The sequence below is a fragment of the Streptomyces sp. NPDC059917 genome (genome assembly GCF_042730635.1).
In the GTDB taxonomy this organism is placed as follows: Bacteria; Actinomycetota; Actinomycetes; order Streptomycetales; family Streptomycetaceae; genus Streptomyces.
On sequence record NZ_JBHWLC010000024.1, the window covers coordinates 91,031 to 106,071 of the forward strand.

Genomic DNA, 15,041 nt, shown 5'->3' on the forward strand with positions numbered 1-15,041 from the left:
GACCCGCCCGATCCGACCCGTACCGCCCGACCCGCACGGCACGCCTGCCGGACCGCACCACTGGGGGTTCCGCCCATGACCGCATCCACCCCGCGCCGGGCCGTCCTCGCGGCGGCCCTCGCCGCCGCCACGGCCGCCACCGTCCCCGCCACCCCGTCCGCGGCCGCGCCCGCGCCCAAGGGCGGCGGCGGAGCCCCGAGCACGGGCAAGGAGGTGGACAACCGGTTCTGGTACTCCTACGGCCACTGGCAGGCCGGGACCCACCGGGGGACCGTCGCGAGCGCCGGTGCGCGCCCCGGGCTGGGGATCGCCGTCCCCGTCGGGCGCACCGAGTACGCCGATCCGCACACCGGGAAGAAGAGCACCTGGGAGTACGCGACCTGGACCTCCCCGGTGCACCGTCCCGCCGTGCCCGCCACCGAGGCCATCGCCTCCTGGAACGCCCGTACCCCCGCCGGGACCTGGATCCAGGTCGAACTGCGCGCCACCTACACCAACGGGGTCGTCGCCCCCTGGTACGTGATGGGCCGCTGGGCCTCGGGCGACGGCGACGTCCGGCGCACCTCGGTGGACGGGCAGAGCGACGGCACCTCCACCGTCTGGACCGACACGCTCGCCCTGGACCCCTCAGTGAGCGCGGGCCGTCTGCGGATCGGCGCGTGGGAGCTGCGGCTGACCCTGTACCGCCGCCCCGGCGCCGCGACCGGTCCGGTGGTCTGGCTGGCGGGGGCGATGGCCTCCGACGTCCCCGACCGCTTCACGGTCCCCGCCTCGGTGCCCGGCGCGGCCGCCGAGCTGGCCGTCCCGCGCTACTCGCAGGAGGTCCACGCGGGCCAGTACCCCGAGTACGACAACGGCGGCGAGGCCTGGTGCAGCCCCACCTCCTCGCAGATGATCATCGAGTACTGGGGTCGCAGGCCCAGTGCCGCGGCCCTGGCCTGGGTCAAGAAGGAGTACCCCGACCCGCAGGTCTGCCACGCGGCCCGAGCCACCTACGACGCCGCCTACAAGGGCTGCGGCAACTGGCCGTTCAACGCCGCGTACGCCGCCACCTATCCGGGGCTCGCGGGCGTGGTGACCCGGCTCGGCTCGCTCACCGACGTGGAGACGCTGGTCGCGGCGGGCGTCCCGGTCATCACCTCCCAGTCCTTCCGGGCGGGGGAGATCACCGGCGCGGGCTACGGCACGGCGGGCCACCTGATGACGGTGGTCGGCTTCACCGCCGCCGGGGACGTCGTCGCCAACGACCCCAACTCGCCCTCGAACGCGGCCGTCCGCCGGGTCTACGCGCGCCGCGAGTGGGAGAACGTCTGGCTGCGGACCAAGCGCTACCACGCCTCCGGCAAGGTCGTCTCCGGCAGCGGCGGGATCTGCTACCTCTACGCGCCGTGCGCCCCGAACGCGGTCCAACTGCGCGCGCTGCGGACGGTCGGGGTGCTCTGAAACGCGGTGCGTTTCCGATGCCCACAAGAGGGCACATACTGGGTTAAAGGGTACATAAAGGCTCCCGTAGGAGGCGGCCCGCCATGACCACCCACCCGAACATCGAACTCCACCCCGACCTCGCCGAGATGCGCACCCGCTTCGAGCGGGTCACCACCACCCCGCGCGCGCAGGCCGTGGAAGCACTGGCCCTGGTCACGGGCCTGTACATCGCCGCCTCGCCCTGGATCGCGGGGTTCAGCGGACTGTCCGCGCTGGCGATCACGAACCTGATCGCGGGCCTGGCCTACTGCCTGTGCATGGGCGGCCTCGGCTCCGCCTACGAACGCACCCACGCGATGGCCTGGACGGCCGTCGTCATCGCCGCCTGGACGATCGTCGCCCCCTGGGTGGTCTCCGGCTCGGTCAACACCACCCGGACCGTCGTGAGCAACTGCATCGCGGGCGGCATCGCCCTGGTGCTGGCCCTCGCGATGGCGAGCATGGCCGGACGGGAGCGCCCGACGCGCTCCGGCTGACGTCGCTCGAAGGCCCCGCGGACCCGGGTCCCGACCGCACGGGCGGCCGGGGCCCGGCCGCGTGACGAGCGCCACCAGTGACCATCGTCTCTACCGCGGGGGCGCCGAACGCTGTCACATTGGACGGCATGACCGCACACACCGCCGCTCTGACCGCCCGTGCCCGCGACCTCGTCCGCACCGGTGGCCCCAAGGACGATTCCGCCTGGCTGGAGCACGTGCTCGGCTGGACCCTGGTGGTCGTCGTCGCGATGCTCGTCACCCAGATCGGCTGGCTCTGACCGCGTCCCCCCGGCCCGGCTCGCCCTCCGGGTCCGGCTCCACCCGCCAGTGCCGGTGCGGAACCCCCACCAGGTCGTAGAGCCGGCGCACCGGCGACCACCGGGGCAGCAGCACCGCCCCGGCCAGCGCCGCGAAGAGTCCGGCCCCGAGGATCCAGCCCAGCAGCCGTACGAGGACGCTTGCACCCAGCGCCCCGGCGAGCGGCAGCACGTACACCCCGGCCCCCGCGATCACCACGGCCAGCGGCCGCGACACCTTGAGGTCCGCCGCCGCCCCCGGTAGCCGCCACCCCTCCGCCAGCCAGCCGATCTCGACCAGCAGCATCACCCCGAGCACCGCCGCGCCCAGCACCAGCAGGGCCAGGAAGGTCCCGGAGGTGACGAAGTGCAGGCAGTGGTTGGCGAACGCCCGGGCGCCCCCGCCGCCCGCGGACCACTCGGCGTAGCTGCGCGCGTCGGGGCTCAGCAGGCGCCGGTAGCCCCTCCCGTCCCACCCGTGGACCAGGGTGAAGAAGGTCAGGAAGTACCCGGCGACGGCCTGTAGGTACCCCCAGTACCCCGCCCCCACCAGCACGAACAGTCGCGCCGCCAGGAAGCCGAGCAGCGCCCCGACCACCATCGAGCCGGTCTGGAAGAGCGCGAAGCCGGCCCACACCCCTCGGTGGTCGCGCGCCACCTGCATCGTCGCCCAGGCCGGGTCCTGCCACAGCAGGTACGCCCCGCTCGGCGCGAGCAGCAGCGCCGCGTACAGCACCGTGAGCGCGAGGTAGGGCTGGGCCGCGCGGCTGCGCGTGCGGACGCCCTCGCCCCGCACCGAGCGCTCCCACCACTGGAGCTGGCGCCCGGCGGCGACCGCGAAGGTCGCGCCGATCCCGTAGGCCCACAGCGGCGCGGCCTGGACGGGGATCACGTGGCCTCCAGCCGGAGCCCGTCGGTGACGATCAGGTCGGAGGTGACCAGCGCCTGTTCGGCGCGGACGTCGGTCATGAAGACGAAGGGCGGGATGATCGGCGGCGCGGGCAGCCCGTCGGGCGTGAAGGTGACGCACAGCAGCCCTTCGATGCAGCCGCTGAACTTGGTGAGGTACAGGGTCACGTCGCCGCTCAGGTCGAGGGTCCTGGCGGCGAGCCCGTACTCCTCGCGCCCGTCGCGGGTCCGCAGCCGGTAGTCGAAGAGCTTGGCCGCCCGCATCTTCAGCACCAGCACCTTGAGCGGCCCGTCGACCGTGGGCACCTGGGTGACCCCGGCGAGGGTGAACCCCTGCGGGGCGAAGAGCGAGGTGGTGACCGTCGGGGGAGTGCGCGGGGCCGTCGGCGGACCGGCTCCGGCCGCGGCCCGCGCCGGGGGAGCGCCGGTCGCCAGCGCGGCGAGGAGCACCACCGGCAGCGCGGCGGCCAGGGTGCGCCCTCCGCCGCGCTCCGGCGCCCGCCGGTACGGGCCCTCCTCGGCCCCGTCCGGATCGGGCAGCGGGGTCCAGCCGAAGGCCAGGGCGCTGCCCGTGATCCCGAGCAGCATGCCGAGCAGGAACCCGCCCAGGTTGGTCGCGACGAAGGACAGCACCGACAGCAGCAGCGCGTGGATGCTGACGTACGCACGGGCCTGCGGCAGGAACCAGAGGAAGAGGCCCGCCGCGATCAGCGCGAGCCCGATCCCGATCGCGGCGATCCCGCCGAGGCCCAGACTGACCAGGATGGTCAGCGGGGAGAGCGGGACCAGCAGCAGCTCGGTCCCGCCCAGCACCAGCAGCAGCCCGCCCCAGAACGGCCGGGTCCGGCGCCAGGCCCGCAGCCTGGCCCGGGGCCCGGGCCAGGGCAGCCGTCGCTCCAGCCACCCCGTGTTCCGTGCCGCCGTCCGACGCGGGCCCGCGAGGATCCCGAAGGAGCGGCCTAGAAGCACTGCTTGCCGTCCAGGGCCACGTCCAGCTTGAGCCCCTTGAGCCGGAAGTCGCCGCCGGTCGCCGACCAGGCGTGCGAGCGCACGCCCGCGACCTCGATGTCCCCGGCCTGGAGGCCGAACTTCCCGGCCTCGCCCTTGACCCCGGGCACCTGGTCCAGGGTCGAGGCGTCGCGGCCGATCTGGGCGGTGCCGAAGCGGGCGTCGCCGGTCAGGTCCTCGCCGTCGATGATCAGGTTGTTCGCGGTGACGTTCCCGGCCGGGCCGCCCGCGGTCAGTTTGAAGACGACCTTGCCGACCGGGGTGTCGACCGAGGCGGACTGGCAGATGTCGGTGAGCGTCGCCTCCCCGATGCCGAGCAGGGCGACCGGGTGTCCCTTGCCGTCGACGGAGCGGTCCGTCTGCACGTAGGAGGACAGGCCCTTGCTGCTGAGGTTGGAGGAGGAGACCTGGAAGCTGGTGCCGGAGACGGCGAAGGACGCGGCGAGCGCGCCCTGGGCCATCACCATCGCCATCGCGCCGACCGCGACGAAGGCGGGGAGCGCGGCGACGGCCGTCTTCTTCCAATTGACCCGGCCCTCGGGCGGGTTGCGGTCCGGGGTGCTCGTGGCGGCTGCGTTGGTGGGGGTCGTGCTCATGGCGGTGGGGCCTCCCGTACGTCGTCCGGTGCGCAGGGGAAGTGCGAAGGAGCGGGGCCACGCAGGTCTGCCATACTGCGGGCATCCTGTGGCAGTTCGAGGCTAGGGCTGAATTTGAATAATAGTCAACAGCGCGGCAAGACCGAGCGATCGCAGGTTCGGCGGGCCGAACTCATAGCGACCGGCCGGAAGTTGTTCGCCGACACCTCGTACGACGCACTGTCGATGGACGACATCGCCAAGCACGCCGGGGTCGCCAAGGGGCTGATCTACTACTACTTCACGAGCAAGCGCGGCTACTACCTCGCCATCGTCGAGGACTCCGTCAACGGACTCGTCGCCCGGGCCGGCGGGGAGACCGAGCTGCCCGCGCCCGAGCGGGCCCGCCGCACCATCGACGGCTACCTCCACTACGCGGAGCAGCACCACGCCGCCTACCGGACCATCGTCACGGGCGGCGTCGGCTCCGACGCCGAGGTCCTCGCCCTCCGCGACGCGGTCCGCGCCGAGCTGGTCGCCACCATCGCCGAGGGCGCCTACGGCCACCGCGCCCTTCCCCCGCTGGCCCGGCTGGCCCTCGTCGGCTGGCTCTCCGGCGTCGAGGGCGCCACCCTCGAATGGATCGGCACCGAGGGCGAACCGGACCACCCCGACCGTGCCACCTTCGGGGCCCTCCTCGTACGGCAGTTGCGCACGACGCTGATGGTGATCGGGGAGTTCCTCCCGCAGTACCCGGCCCCGCCGCCCGCGGAGGACTCCGAAGGGGCCGGTCGGGTCGGTCCGGGCCGAGCGAGTGATTCCTCGCACCCGTGACGGAACGCGCCTGATCGGGCATACTCAAGCCGCCACAGCCGCTGGCCAGGCCCTTCTGTGATCCGGGAGGGCAACATCGGCTGCAAGAGCACCGAGACCCGGCGGCGCGTTCCACCCCTTTTCGCGCGCCGCCGCCGTGCCCGATGAAGGAGGAGAGCGCCGCCATGACCGACCGCGCCCCGCAGCCGGTGGACCGTCAGCTGCCCACCGAGGAGTCCCGCGACCTGATCGCGCTCGTGCGCGAGATCGCGCAGCGGGAGATCCGTCCCCGGGCCGCCGAGGAGGAGGACGCCGGCCGGTTCCCCCGTGAGGTGTTCACCCTCCTCTCCGAGTCCGGGCTGCTGGGCCTCCCGTACGCGGGCGAGGTCGGTGGCGGCGACCAGCCGTACGAGGTCTACCTCCAGGTCCTCGAAGAGCTGGCGGCGGCCCGCCTGACCGTCGGCCTCGGCGTCAGCGTGCACTCGCTCGCCTGCCACGGCCTGGCCGGGTACGGCACCAAGGAGCAGCAGGGCGAGCACCTGCCCGCGATGCTCGGCGGCGGGCTGCTCGGCGCCTACTGCCTCTCCGAGCCGGCCGCCGGATCGGACGCCGCCTCGCTGGCCACCAAGGCCGTCCGCGACGGCGAGGACTGGATACTGACCGGCACCAAGGCGTGGATCACCCACGGCGGGGTCGCCGACTTCTACACGGTCCTCGCGCGCACCGGCGTGCCCGGGCCCAAGGGGATCACCGCCTTCCTGGTGCCCGGCGACGCGCCCGGCCTGACGGCGGCCGTCCCCGAGAAGAAGATGGGCATGAAGGGCTCGCCCACCGCCCAGCTGCACTTCGACGGGGTACGGGTCCCCGACGCCCGCCGCATCGGCGAGGAGGGCCAGGGCTTCGGCATCGCGCTGGCCGCGCTGGACGCGGGCCGCCTCGGCATCGCGGCCTGCGCGATCGGCGTCGCCCAGGCGGCGCTGGACGAGGCCCTGGCGTACGCCCTGGACCGCAAGCAGTTCGGGCACCCCATCGCCGACTTCCAGGGCCTGCGCTTCATGCTGGCCGACATGGCCACCAAGATCGAGGCGGGCCGCGCGCTGTACCTGGCGGCGGCGCGGCTGCGCGACGCGGGCAAGCCCTTCTCCCGCCAGGCGGCCATGGCGAAGCTCTTCTGCACCGACGCGGCCATGGCCGTCACCACGGACGCGGTCCAGGTCCTCGGCGGGTACGGCTACACCGCCGACTTCCCGGTCGAGCGCCTGATGCGCGAGGCCAAGGTGCTCCAGATCGTCGAGGGCACCAACCAGATCCAGCGGATGGTCATCGCCCGCCACCTCGCGGGTCCCGAGTCCCGCTGAGCCCGCTCGGGGCCGCGCCCGCGGGAAACCCGGGTGCGGTCCGCGGGGGCGCTCTGGTAGCCATCGGTCATGGATGACGTGATGACGGAGCGCCTCGTGCTCCACCCCCTCAGCCCCGCCGAAGCCGAGCGGATCCTCGCCGGAGAGGGCGCCGACGCGGCGCCGTGGGCGCCGGGCTACCCGTCGGCCGGCGACCTGGGCGTGCTGCGGCGGTTCCTGCGGACCTGCGCGGACACCGGGGACCCCCGGCCCTTCGGCCCGTACGAGATCCGGCTGCGCGACGGCGGGTCCGTGGTGGGCGGGGTCGGCTTCCACGGAGCGCCGGGCGCGAGCGGCGAGGTCACCGTCGGCTACGGCCTGGTCCCCGCCGCCCGGGGCCGCGGCCACGCCACGGAGGCGCTGCGCGCCCTGCTCGCCCTGGCGCGCTCCCGGGGCGTCGCCGCCGTGGTGGGCGACGCCGACCTCGACAACGCGGCCTCGCGGCGGGTCATGGTCGCGGCCGGGATGCGGCCGTGCGCCGAGGACGAGCGCCTCGCGTACTACCGGACCGACTGGGCCGACGCGGTGGCCGCGGGCGACGGGCCCGACTGGGAGATCTCCACGGATCCGGCGCGCCTCGACGTGGAGCGGATCCACGACTGGCTCTCGCGGGACGCCTACTGGGCGCTCGGCCGCTCGCGCGAGAAGCAGGAGCTGGCCATCGCGGGCTCCCTCAACTTCGGTGCCTACGACCGCACTTCGGGCCGCCAACTGGCCTACGCCCGGGTACTGACCGACCGGGCCACCTTCGCCTGGCTCTGCGACGTCTACGTCGACCCCGCCGCCCGCGGCGCGGGCCTCGGCACGGCCCTGGCCACGGCCGTCCGCGACCACCTCGCCCCGTACGGGCTGCGCCGCATCATGCTGGCCACCGCGGACGCCCACGGGGTCTACGCCAAGGTCGGGTTCGAGCCCCTGGCGGAGCCCGGCAAGTGGATGGTCCTGGGCGCCCGGTAGGCCACGGGGCCGCGGCCGCGGCCGCGCCTAGGGCAGCTCCTCGGGGGAGAGCCGGGTGATCCGCTTGCCCGCTTCGGTCTCCACCAGGATCACGGCGCCGATCCAGTCGCCCTCCGGGTACTCCCAGGTGGCCGGGTCCTCCAGGACCGCCCGGAGCTGATCGCGGGGCACCGGCTCCCCGGCCTGGAAGCCCTGTCCCCCGGACGGGGGCGTCCACGGCGCGACGCGGCGGACCTCGATCCAACCGCGCTCGACGAGACCGAGCAGGATCCCCGCCAGTTCCTTCGCGGGTCGGCCCTGATCGGCCTCGTCGAGGTCTCCCCGGACACCGGCCAGGATGTCGGTCTCGTACGAGTTGACCATGAAGGCCTCCTCGGACCTGGTCAACGCCTGCCACTCACGCTCGCTCATCCGTCCATCGTCGCAGGTCAGCCCGGTGATCGCGGCCGGTCAGCCCGGTGATCGTGGCCGGTCGGGCGCCACCTAGCCGCCGTACAGCGGGCCGCCCGGCCAGACGGGGGCGGCGGCGATCCGGGACCACTCCGGGTCGCGGCGGCCCGGCAGGGTGCGTCCGTCGTCCGCCCAGCGGGCCATCATCGCCCGGTAGATGGGTGGGTCGGCCGGGCGATGAACCGATTCTTCGTAACCGGGGGGCGCCGGTCGTCGCCGCCGTCCCGTGGAAGCCTCCAGCGTGTTCATGCCCGGCCAACGCGACGCGCGCGCACGGGGTAATCGCCGCCGTCGTGCGGGTATCCGTTCGAGGCGTCCCCTGGTCCGGGCGGCGCGGCGCACCGCGCGGGCCCCGATCTGTCAGCGAGTGACACGACTCTGGCCCCGGGCGCAGTTTCTGACGTACCGTCATATCCGCCGAGCCGACCCGCGCCCAGGAGGTTTGCCATGCCCGCGGACCGACCCATCGCCCTTGACGAATACCCCGTCCACCAGGCCCCGTTGTCCATGAAGTACGTCGCCACCGGGGACCGCAACGCCTACGACCGCTGCATCTTCCACGTCTTCGACCACGCGGGACGCGCCGTCCTCATCCTCGGCCTCGGCGTCTACCCCAACACCGGGGTCATCGACGCCTACGCCACCTTGCGCCTCGGTGACGAACTCCTCGCCGTCCGCGCCTCCGACGCCCTCACCGACGACCGGATGAACCTGTCCGTCGGCCCGCTGCGCATCACCGTGGACGTCCCGCTGCGCACCCTGACCCTGCACTGCGCCGCGGACCCCGACGACCCGGACGGGCTCTCGTACGACATCACCTGGACCACCGCCTTCCCCGCGGTCTGGGAGCCGCACCACGTCCAGCGGCGCGGCGACCGGCTGATGCTGGAGGGCCGCCGCTTCGTGCAGGCGGGCTCGGTCACCGGCACCATCCGGGCCAAGGGCGAGGAGATCCACCTCGCCGAGGGCGAGTGGACCGGCACCCGGGACCGCAGCTGGGGCGTGCGGCCGATCCCCGGCGAGGAGGGCGGCCGCGCGGCCGAGGAGCACCGCACCGAGGGCTTCCACTGGCTCTGGGTCCCCGTCCGCTTCGAGGACCGCTTCCTGATGGTCATCGTCCAGGAGGACGCCGACGGCCACCGCGCCCTGAACGAAGCCGTGCAGGTCTTCCCCGACGCCGCCGGGCGGGGCGACGTACAGCTCGGGTGGCCCCAGGCCGACATCCGCTACCGGTCCGGCAGCCGGCACCCCGAGAGCGCCGTCATCCACCTCACCGATCCGGCGCGCAAACCCCTCGAACTCGGCGTGGAGATCCTGAACTCCTCACCGCTCGCCGTCGGCGCCGGCTACCCGCCCGCCACCGACTGGCAGCACGGCAGCTGGCAGGGGCGCGGCTGGACCGACCGCCGCGTCTACGACCTCTCCGACCCGGCCGCCCACCCCATGGCCGCCTACGGCGTCACCGACCACTCCGCCCGCTTCACCCTGGAGGGGCGGACCGGATTCGGCATCTTCGAGCACGGCAGCTTCGGCCGCCACGACCCGAGCGGCTTCACCGACTACGGATCCGTCGCCCCGTAGCGCTCGGACACCAGGACCCCCGGACCCCCGAACGAACCCCGCAGGAAAGGGGTGGCCATGGCCACGGCACCACGTCCCCGCACCTCCACCCGCGAACCCGAGGAGCTCGGCCGTCGCCTCGCGGCCTGGCTCGCCGCCGACCTCCCCGGCGCGGAGGTCACCAACATCCGCGTCCCCGGCTCCAACGGCATGTCCAGCGAGACCCTGCTCTTCGACATCGAGCACCCCGACACGCCGGTCAAGGAGTGCGCGCTGCGCCTGGCCGCCGACCCGGCGGCCTACACGGTCTTCCCCACCTACGACATGCCCCGCCAGCACCGGGTGATGAGCCTGGTCGCCGAGCACACCGACCTGCCCGTGCCGCGCGTGCAGTGGCTGGAGGCGGACCCCGGACCGCTCGGCGCGCCGTTCTTCGTGATGGCCCGCGCCGAGGGGCGGGTGCCGCCCGACGTCATGCCCTACACCTACGAGGGCAACTGGCTGCACGCGGCGAGCGACGCCGAGCGGGCCGGGCTCCAGGAGGCGAGCATCTCCCTGCTCGCCCGGCTGCACGACCAGTTCCCCGCCGAGCGGGCCGAGTTCCTGCTCCCCGAGGGCACCGGCAGCCCGCTGCGCCGGCACGTCGACGCCCAACGCGCCTACTACGAGTGGGTGGTGGGCGGCCTGGCCCGCTCGCCGCTGCTGGAGCGGGCCTTCGACCGGCTGGAGGAGATCTGGCCGGACGACGAGGGGCCCGCCGTCCTGAACTGGGGCGACGCCCGGATCGGCAACGTGGTCTACGACGGCTTCCGGCCGGTCGCCGTCCTGGACTGGGAGATGGCGGCGTACGCCCCCCGCGAGGTCGACCTCGGGTGGACGGTCTACCTCCACCGCTTCTTCCAGGACCTCACCGTCGGCTTCGGACAGCCCGGCCTGCCGGACTTCCTGCGCCGGGACGACCTGGAGCGCCGCTACGCGGAGCTGACCGGACACACCCCGCGGGACATGGACTTCCACACGCTGTACGCGGCCCTGCGGCACGGCATCGTGATGCTGCGGATCGCCTACCGCCAGGCCCACTTCGGCGAGGTGGAGGTCCCGGCGGACCCGGACGGCCTGATCCTGCACCACGCCAGCATCGCCGCCATGGTGCAGGGGACCTACTGGAACCGGGACTGACCCGTCAGGCCGCCTGGACGTGCTGGACAGGACGCGAGCCCGGACCGCCGACGTGCGAGAAGGGCTGCGTCCGCCAGTCGAGGCCCTGGGGGAGCGTGAGGACCACGACCGGCTCGAGCTCCCGGTCGCCGGCCCCGGTGCCCGTCCGCGCGTCGGCGGCGGGCCGGCCCGTGCCCGCGCACACCGTCATGCCGAAGGGGTTCCACGGGCTCAGGCAGAGCCCGTGCTCCGGCAGGAACTCCTCGTCCGCGACCAGCGCGATCGACTGCCCGCAGTCGGGGCAGACGGCGTGGTGGACGTCGAAGGCCAGGGCGCCCTCGGCGAAGTCCGCGTAGTCGGCGTCCTGGTCGAAGTCGCCGTACTCGCCGTCGAGAGGTTCGGCCCGTTCGTGCGGTGCCGGTGCGGTGCGACCCGCGCGCTTGGTGTTCTGCATGGTTGTTCCCCCTTGGGTGGGCCGGGCGAGACGTTCGGCCACGGCCACAGCAAGCACTTCCCGTCGCGCGGCACGAGTAACCACAACCACCCCGCGTACGCCTGCATACCCCTGTGGCCTTGGTCACATGCCCGCCGCAGGTGCCACTTGTCCGTGGACACCACTGGGCCTGGAGCGCCCCGGGGCAATAGGTTGGGCGGCTATGAGTGCAATGGAGGAGCTGGACCGCCAGATCGTGGATCTGCTCGTGCGGGACGGGCGGATGAGCTACACCGACCTGGGCAAGGCGACGGGGTTGTCCACGTCCGCGGTGCACCAGCGGGTACGCCGGTTGGAGCAGCGCGGGGTGATCCGCGGCTACGCGGCCGTCGTCGACCCGGAGGCCGTCGGGCTGCCCCTGACCGCCTTCATCTCGGCGAAGCCGTTCGACCCGAGCGCCCCGGACGACATCGCGGACCGACTGGCCGGGGTCCCCGAGATCGAGGCCTGTCACAGTGTGGCGGGCGACGAGAACTACATCCTGAAGGTCCGGGTGGCGACCCCGCTGGAGCTGGAGGACCTGCTGGGCCGGGTCCGCGCCCTGGCCCACGTCTCGACCCGCACCACCGTGGTGCTGTCCACCCCGTACGAGGCCAGGCCGCCCAGGGTGTGACCCGACCAGGGGTCCGCCGCGGCGGACCCCTGGTCGGGCGGCGGGCACGGACCGGCGAGACTGTTCCCATGACCGACCGCGCCGCCGCCGCATCCGACCTGCCCACCGTCCTGCTCCGCCGGGGCGAAGTGCACAGCCCCGCCGACCCCTTCGCCACCGCGATGGTCGTCGAGCGCGGCCACATCGCCTGGGTGGGCTCCGACGGCGCCGCCGACGCCTTCGCCCAGGGCGTCGACGAGGTCGTCGACCTGGACGGCGCGCTGGTCACCCCCGCCTTCACCGACGCCCACGTGCACGTCACGGCCACCGGCCTCGCCCTGACCGGCCTGGACCTCACCGGGGCCGACACGCTGGCGGACGCGCTGGCGCTCGTACGGGCGTACGCCGAGCGGCGGCCCGCCGACCGGGTGCTCCTCGGGCACGGCTGGGACGCGGCCCGCTGGCCCGAGCGGCGCGCGCCGCGGCGCTCCGAGCTGGACGAGGCGACCGGCGGCCGCCCGCTCTACCTCAGCCGGGTCGACGTGCACTCGGCCGTGGTCACCACCGCCCTGCTCGACCTCGTCCCGTCCGTGCGGCACACCGGCGACGAGCCGCTGACCCGCGGGGACCACCACGCCGTCCGGGCGGCCGCGCTCGCCGCCGTCACCCCCGCCCAGCGCGCCGAGGCCCAGCGGGCCGCCCTCGACCACGCGGCCTCGCTCGGCATCGGATCCGTCCACGAGTGCGGCGGCCCCGACATCTCCTCGGCCGAGGACTTCCACGACCTGCTGAACCTCGCGCGCGAGCGGCCCGGCCCCCGGGTCTTCGGCTACTGGGCCGACCGCGACCTCGCGCTGGCCCGGGAGCTCGGCGCGGTCGGCGCCGCCGGCGACCTCTTCGTCGACGGCGCCCTCGGCTCGCACACCGCCTGCCTGCACGCCCCCTACGCGGACGCCGCCCACACGGGCACCGGCTACCTCGACGCCGCCGAGGTGGGCGCCCACGTGGCCGCCTGCACCGAGGCGGGCCTCCAGGCCGGTTTCCACGCCATCGGGGACGCCGCGCTCACCGCCGTCGTCGAGGGCGTCCGCGCCGCGGCCGACAAGCTGGGCCTGGACCGGGTGCGCGCCGCCCGGCACCGCGTCGAGCACGCCGAGATGATGACCCCGCAGACCATCGCCGCCTTCGCCGAGCTGGGCCTCACCGCTTCCGTCCAGCCCGCCTTCGACGCCGCCTGGGGCGGCGCGCAGGGGATGTACGCCGACCGCCTCGGCGCCGAGCGGGCCCGCACCCTGAACCCCTTCGCCGCGATGCTCAAGGCGGGCGTCCCGCTGGCCTTCGGCTCCGACGCCCCGGTCACCCCGCTCGATCCCTGGGGCACCGTGCGCGCGGCCGCCTTCCACCGGACCCCGGAGCACCGGATCTCCGTACGGGCCGCCTTCACCGCGCACACCCGGGGCGGCTGGCGGGCCCTGGGCCGCGACGACGCGGGGGTGCTGGTGCCGGGCGCCCCGGCGGACTACGCCCTGTGGCGGACCGACGAGCTGGTGGTGCAGGCCCCCGACGACCGGGTCGCGCGCTGGTCCACCGACCCGCGCTCGGGCACGCCCGGCCTGCCGGTCCTGACCCCCGGGGCCGCGCTGCCCGTCTGCCTGGCCACCGTCGTCGGTGGCCGGGAGGCATTCGTACGCCCACAGGGGTGATCCGTCCGGCCTCGGTTCGGCAGCGGCCCCCGGACCCGGATAGGTTCGGCCCGGTCCACCACGGGACGCCCGTGCCGGAGGGATCCGTCCGCTCAGCGCGCCCGCGCCTCGGGGGCGAGGGAAGGTTTCGCCGGACCGGGGTCCCTCCCTGCTCCGCCGGAGCTCGGGGCGGGTGGCCCCGATCGGGGCCCGGAGTCCAGTAGACAACGGTCACGGCGGCCCGCAGCCAGCGGGCGCCCGGCCGGCCCGAAGGACCCCGGGCCCCGATTCTCCGTCGCACCGTCCCCGCTGTTCTAAAATCGGTGCGCAGTGACGGGACGGGGAGCAGCGAAAAGGGGAATCTGTGAGTGACGGCGGTGAGCGGCGCTACGGCCCGCTCGGCACGGTGCTGGTGATCATTCCGACCTACAACGAGGCGGAGAACATCGGCCCGATCGTCGCCCGCGTACGCGCGGCGGTTCCCCGGGCGCACGTCCTGGTGGCGGACGACAACAGCCCCGACGGCACCGGCAAGCTCGCCGACGAGCTGGCCGCGGTCGACGAGCAGGTCCACGTCCTGCACCGCAAGGGCAAGGAAGGGCTGGGCGCCGCCTACCTGGCGGGCTTCGCCTGGGGCCTGGAGCGCGACTACGGCGTCCTGGTCGAGATGGACGCCGACGGCTCCCACCAGCCCGAGGAACTGCCCCGGCTGCTCACCGCCCTCAAGGGGGCCGACCTGGTGCTCGGTTCGCGCTGGGTGCCCGGCGGCCGGGTGGTCAACTGGCCCCGGCACCGGGTGCTGCTCTCGCGCGGCGGTTCGACGTACTCCCGGCTGATGCTGGACGTGCCGATCCGCGACGTCACCGGCGGCTACCGCGCCTTCCGCCGGGAGACGCTGGAGGGGCTGGGCCTGGAGCGGGTCGCCTCGGCCGGGTACTGCTTCCAGGTGGACCTGGCGCGCCGGGCCGTCGGCGAGGGCTTCCACGTGGTCGAGGTGCCCATCACCTTCGTCGAGCGCGAGTTCGGCGACAGCAAGATGAGCCGCGACATCGTGGTCGAGGCCCTGTGGCGGGTCACGCAGTGGGGCGTCGCGGCCCGCGCCGCGAAGCTGGGCCCCCGCCGCCCGGCCGGGGGCTCCGGCCGGTCCTGAACGCGACGCGCCCGGCCCCGGCGGCGGTGTTCCGCCG

General features: G+C 74.2%; 16 protein-coding genes and 1 pseudogene. 12 read left to right on the forward strand and 5 right to left on the reverse strand.

What is annotated here, in order from left to right:
* Positions 1–75: 75 nt before the first annotated feature.
* From ACFWAR_RS16665 to ACFWAR_RS16675, 3 genes are all read left to right on the forward strand, one after another.
* A complete protein-coding gene (locus ACFWAR_RS16665; protein WP_385777641.1) occupies positions 76–1,443 on the forward strand; it encodes a peptidase C39 family protein in 1,368 nt (455 codons plus the stop codon).
* Positions 1,444–1,526: 83 nt separating this feature from the next.
* On the forward strand, positions 1,527–1,961 hold the full coding sequence (locus ACFWAR_RS16670) for an SPW repeat protein (RefSeq protein WP_385777644.1): 435 nt from the start codon (positions 1,527–1,529) through the stop codon (positions 1,959–1,961).
* 128 nt (positions 1,962–2,089) lie between these two features.
* Positions 2,090–2,242, forward strand: coding sequence for an SCO1431 family membrane protein (locus ACFWAR_RS16675; RefSeq protein WP_385777647.1), 153 nt, complete (start codon positions 2,090–2,092; stop codon positions 2,240–2,242).
* Here the strand turns inward: ACFWAR_RS16675 and ACFWAR_RS16680 are convergent.
* Genes ACFWAR_RS16680 through ACFWAR_RS16690 form a run of 3 tightly spaced genes read right to left on the reverse strand, consistent with a single transcriptional unit; the run spans position 2,220 to position 4,773 of the window.
* Positions 2,220–3,152, reverse strand: a complete 933-nt coding sequence (locus tag ACFWAR_RS16680; protein ID WP_385777649.1) for a hypothetical protein — start codon at positions 3,150–3,152, stop codon at positions 2,220–2,222. The two genes, ACFWAR_RS16675 and ACFWAR_RS16680, sit on opposite strands and share 23 nt — an antisense overlap.
* Entirely contained in the window at positions 3,149–4,138 is a 990-nt protein-coding gene (locus ACFWAR_RS16685) for a DUF6114 domain-containing protein (protein ID WP_385777651.1), read from the reverse strand. Before ACFWAR_RS16685 ends, ACFWAR_RS16680 begins: the two co-directional genes overlap by 4 nt.
* The gene (locus tag ACFWAR_RS16690; RefSeq protein ID WP_385777654.1) at positions 4,129–4,773 is read right to left on the reverse strand and encodes a DUF6230 family protein; all 645 of its coding nucleotides are present in this window, start codon (positions 4,771–4,773) and stop codon (positions 4,129–4,131) included. The genes ACFWAR_RS16685 and ACFWAR_RS16690 overlap by 10 nt, the downstream gene beginning before the upstream one ends.
* Positions 4,774–4,887: 114 nt before the next feature.
* Between ACFWAR_RS16690 and ACFWAR_RS16695 the strand changes: the two genes are divergently transcribed.
* From ACFWAR_RS16695 to ACFWAR_RS16710, 4 genes and pseudogenes are all read left to right on the forward strand, one after another.
* Complete coding sequence (locus ACFWAR_RS16695) at positions 4,888–5,586, forward strand: TetR/AcrR family transcriptional regulator (RefSeq protein WP_385777657.1); 699 nt, start codon at positions 4,888–4,890, stop codon at positions 5,584–5,586.
* A gap of 164 nt (positions 5,587–5,750) precedes the next feature.
* Complete coding sequence (locus ACFWAR_RS16700; protein ID WP_385777660.1) at positions 5,751–6,923, forward strand: acyl-CoA dehydrogenase family protein; 1,173 nt, start codon at positions 5,751–5,753, stop codon at positions 6,921–6,923.
* Between the two features lie 81 nt (positions 6,924–7,004).
* Positions 7,005–7,421, forward strand: a pseudogene (locus ACFWAR_RS16705) (GNAT family N-acetyltransferase); the annotation flags it as partial.
* A gap of 66 nt (positions 7,422–7,487) precedes the next feature.
* Positions 7,488–7,919: a GNAT family N-acetyltransferase gene (locus tag ACFWAR_RS16710; RefSeq protein ID WP_385777690.1), complete on the forward strand. Its 432-nt coding sequence runs from the start codon at positions 7,488–7,490 to the stop codon at positions 7,917–7,919.
* Positions 7,920–7,946: 27 nt separating this feature from the next.
* On the opposite strand, the gene ACFWAR_RS16715 is transcribed toward ACFWAR_RS16710, so the two are convergent.
* Positions 7,947–8,330 (reverse strand): hypothetical protein, encoded by a 384-nt coding sequence (locus ACFWAR_RS16715; protein ID WP_385777663.1) that lies wholly within the window; start codon positions 8,328–8,330, stop codon positions 7,947–7,949.
* Between the two features lie 486 nt (positions 8,331–8,816).
* Between ACFWAR_RS16715 and ACFWAR_RS16720 the strand changes: the two genes are divergently transcribed.
* Both ACFWAR_RS16720 and ACFWAR_RS16725 read left to right on the forward strand, forming a co-directional pair.
* On the forward strand, positions 8,817–9,950 hold the full coding sequence (locus tag ACFWAR_RS16720) for a hypothetical protein (protein ID WP_385777665.1): 1,134 nt from the start codon (positions 8,817–8,819) through the stop codon (positions 9,948–9,950).
* Between the two features lie 57 nt (positions 9,951–10,007).
* A complete protein-coding gene (locus tag ACFWAR_RS16725) occupies positions 10,008–11,108 on the forward strand; it encodes a phosphotransferase family protein (RefSeq protein WP_385777668.1) in 1,101 nt (366 codons plus the stop codon).
* A 4-nt stretch (positions 11,109–11,112) separates the two neighbouring features.
* Here the strand turns inward: ACFWAR_RS16725 and ACFWAR_RS16730 are convergent, their stop codons facing one another.
* Positions 11,113–11,541, reverse strand: a complete 429-nt coding sequence (locus ACFWAR_RS16730) for a hypothetical protein (RefSeq protein WP_385777670.1) — start codon at positions 11,539–11,541, stop codon at positions 11,113–11,115.
* Between the two features lie 211 nt (positions 11,542–11,752).
* Between ACFWAR_RS16730 and ACFWAR_RS16735 the strand changes: the two genes are divergently transcribed.
* The 3 genes from ACFWAR_RS16735 (at position 11,753) to ACFWAR_RS16745 (ending at position 15,004) form a co-directional block, all read left to right on the forward strand.
* Complete coding sequence (locus ACFWAR_RS16735) at positions 11,753–12,193, forward strand: Lrp/AsnC family transcriptional regulator (protein ID WP_330334927.1); 441 nt, start codon at positions 11,753–11,755, stop codon at positions 12,191–12,193.
* Between the two features lie 68 nt (positions 12,194–12,261).
* On the forward strand, positions 12,262–13,875 hold the full coding sequence (locus tag ACFWAR_RS16740; protein ID WP_385777672.1) for an amidohydrolase: 1,614 nt from the start codon (positions 12,262–12,264) through the stop codon (positions 13,873–13,875).
* A gap of 343 nt (positions 13,876–14,218) precedes the next feature.
* Complete coding sequence (locus ACFWAR_RS16745) at positions 14,219–15,004, forward strand: polyprenol monophosphomannose synthase (RefSeq protein ID WP_385777675.1); 786 nt, start codon at positions 14,219–14,221, stop codon at positions 15,002–15,004.
* Positions 15,005–15,041: the final 37 nt, after the last annotated feature.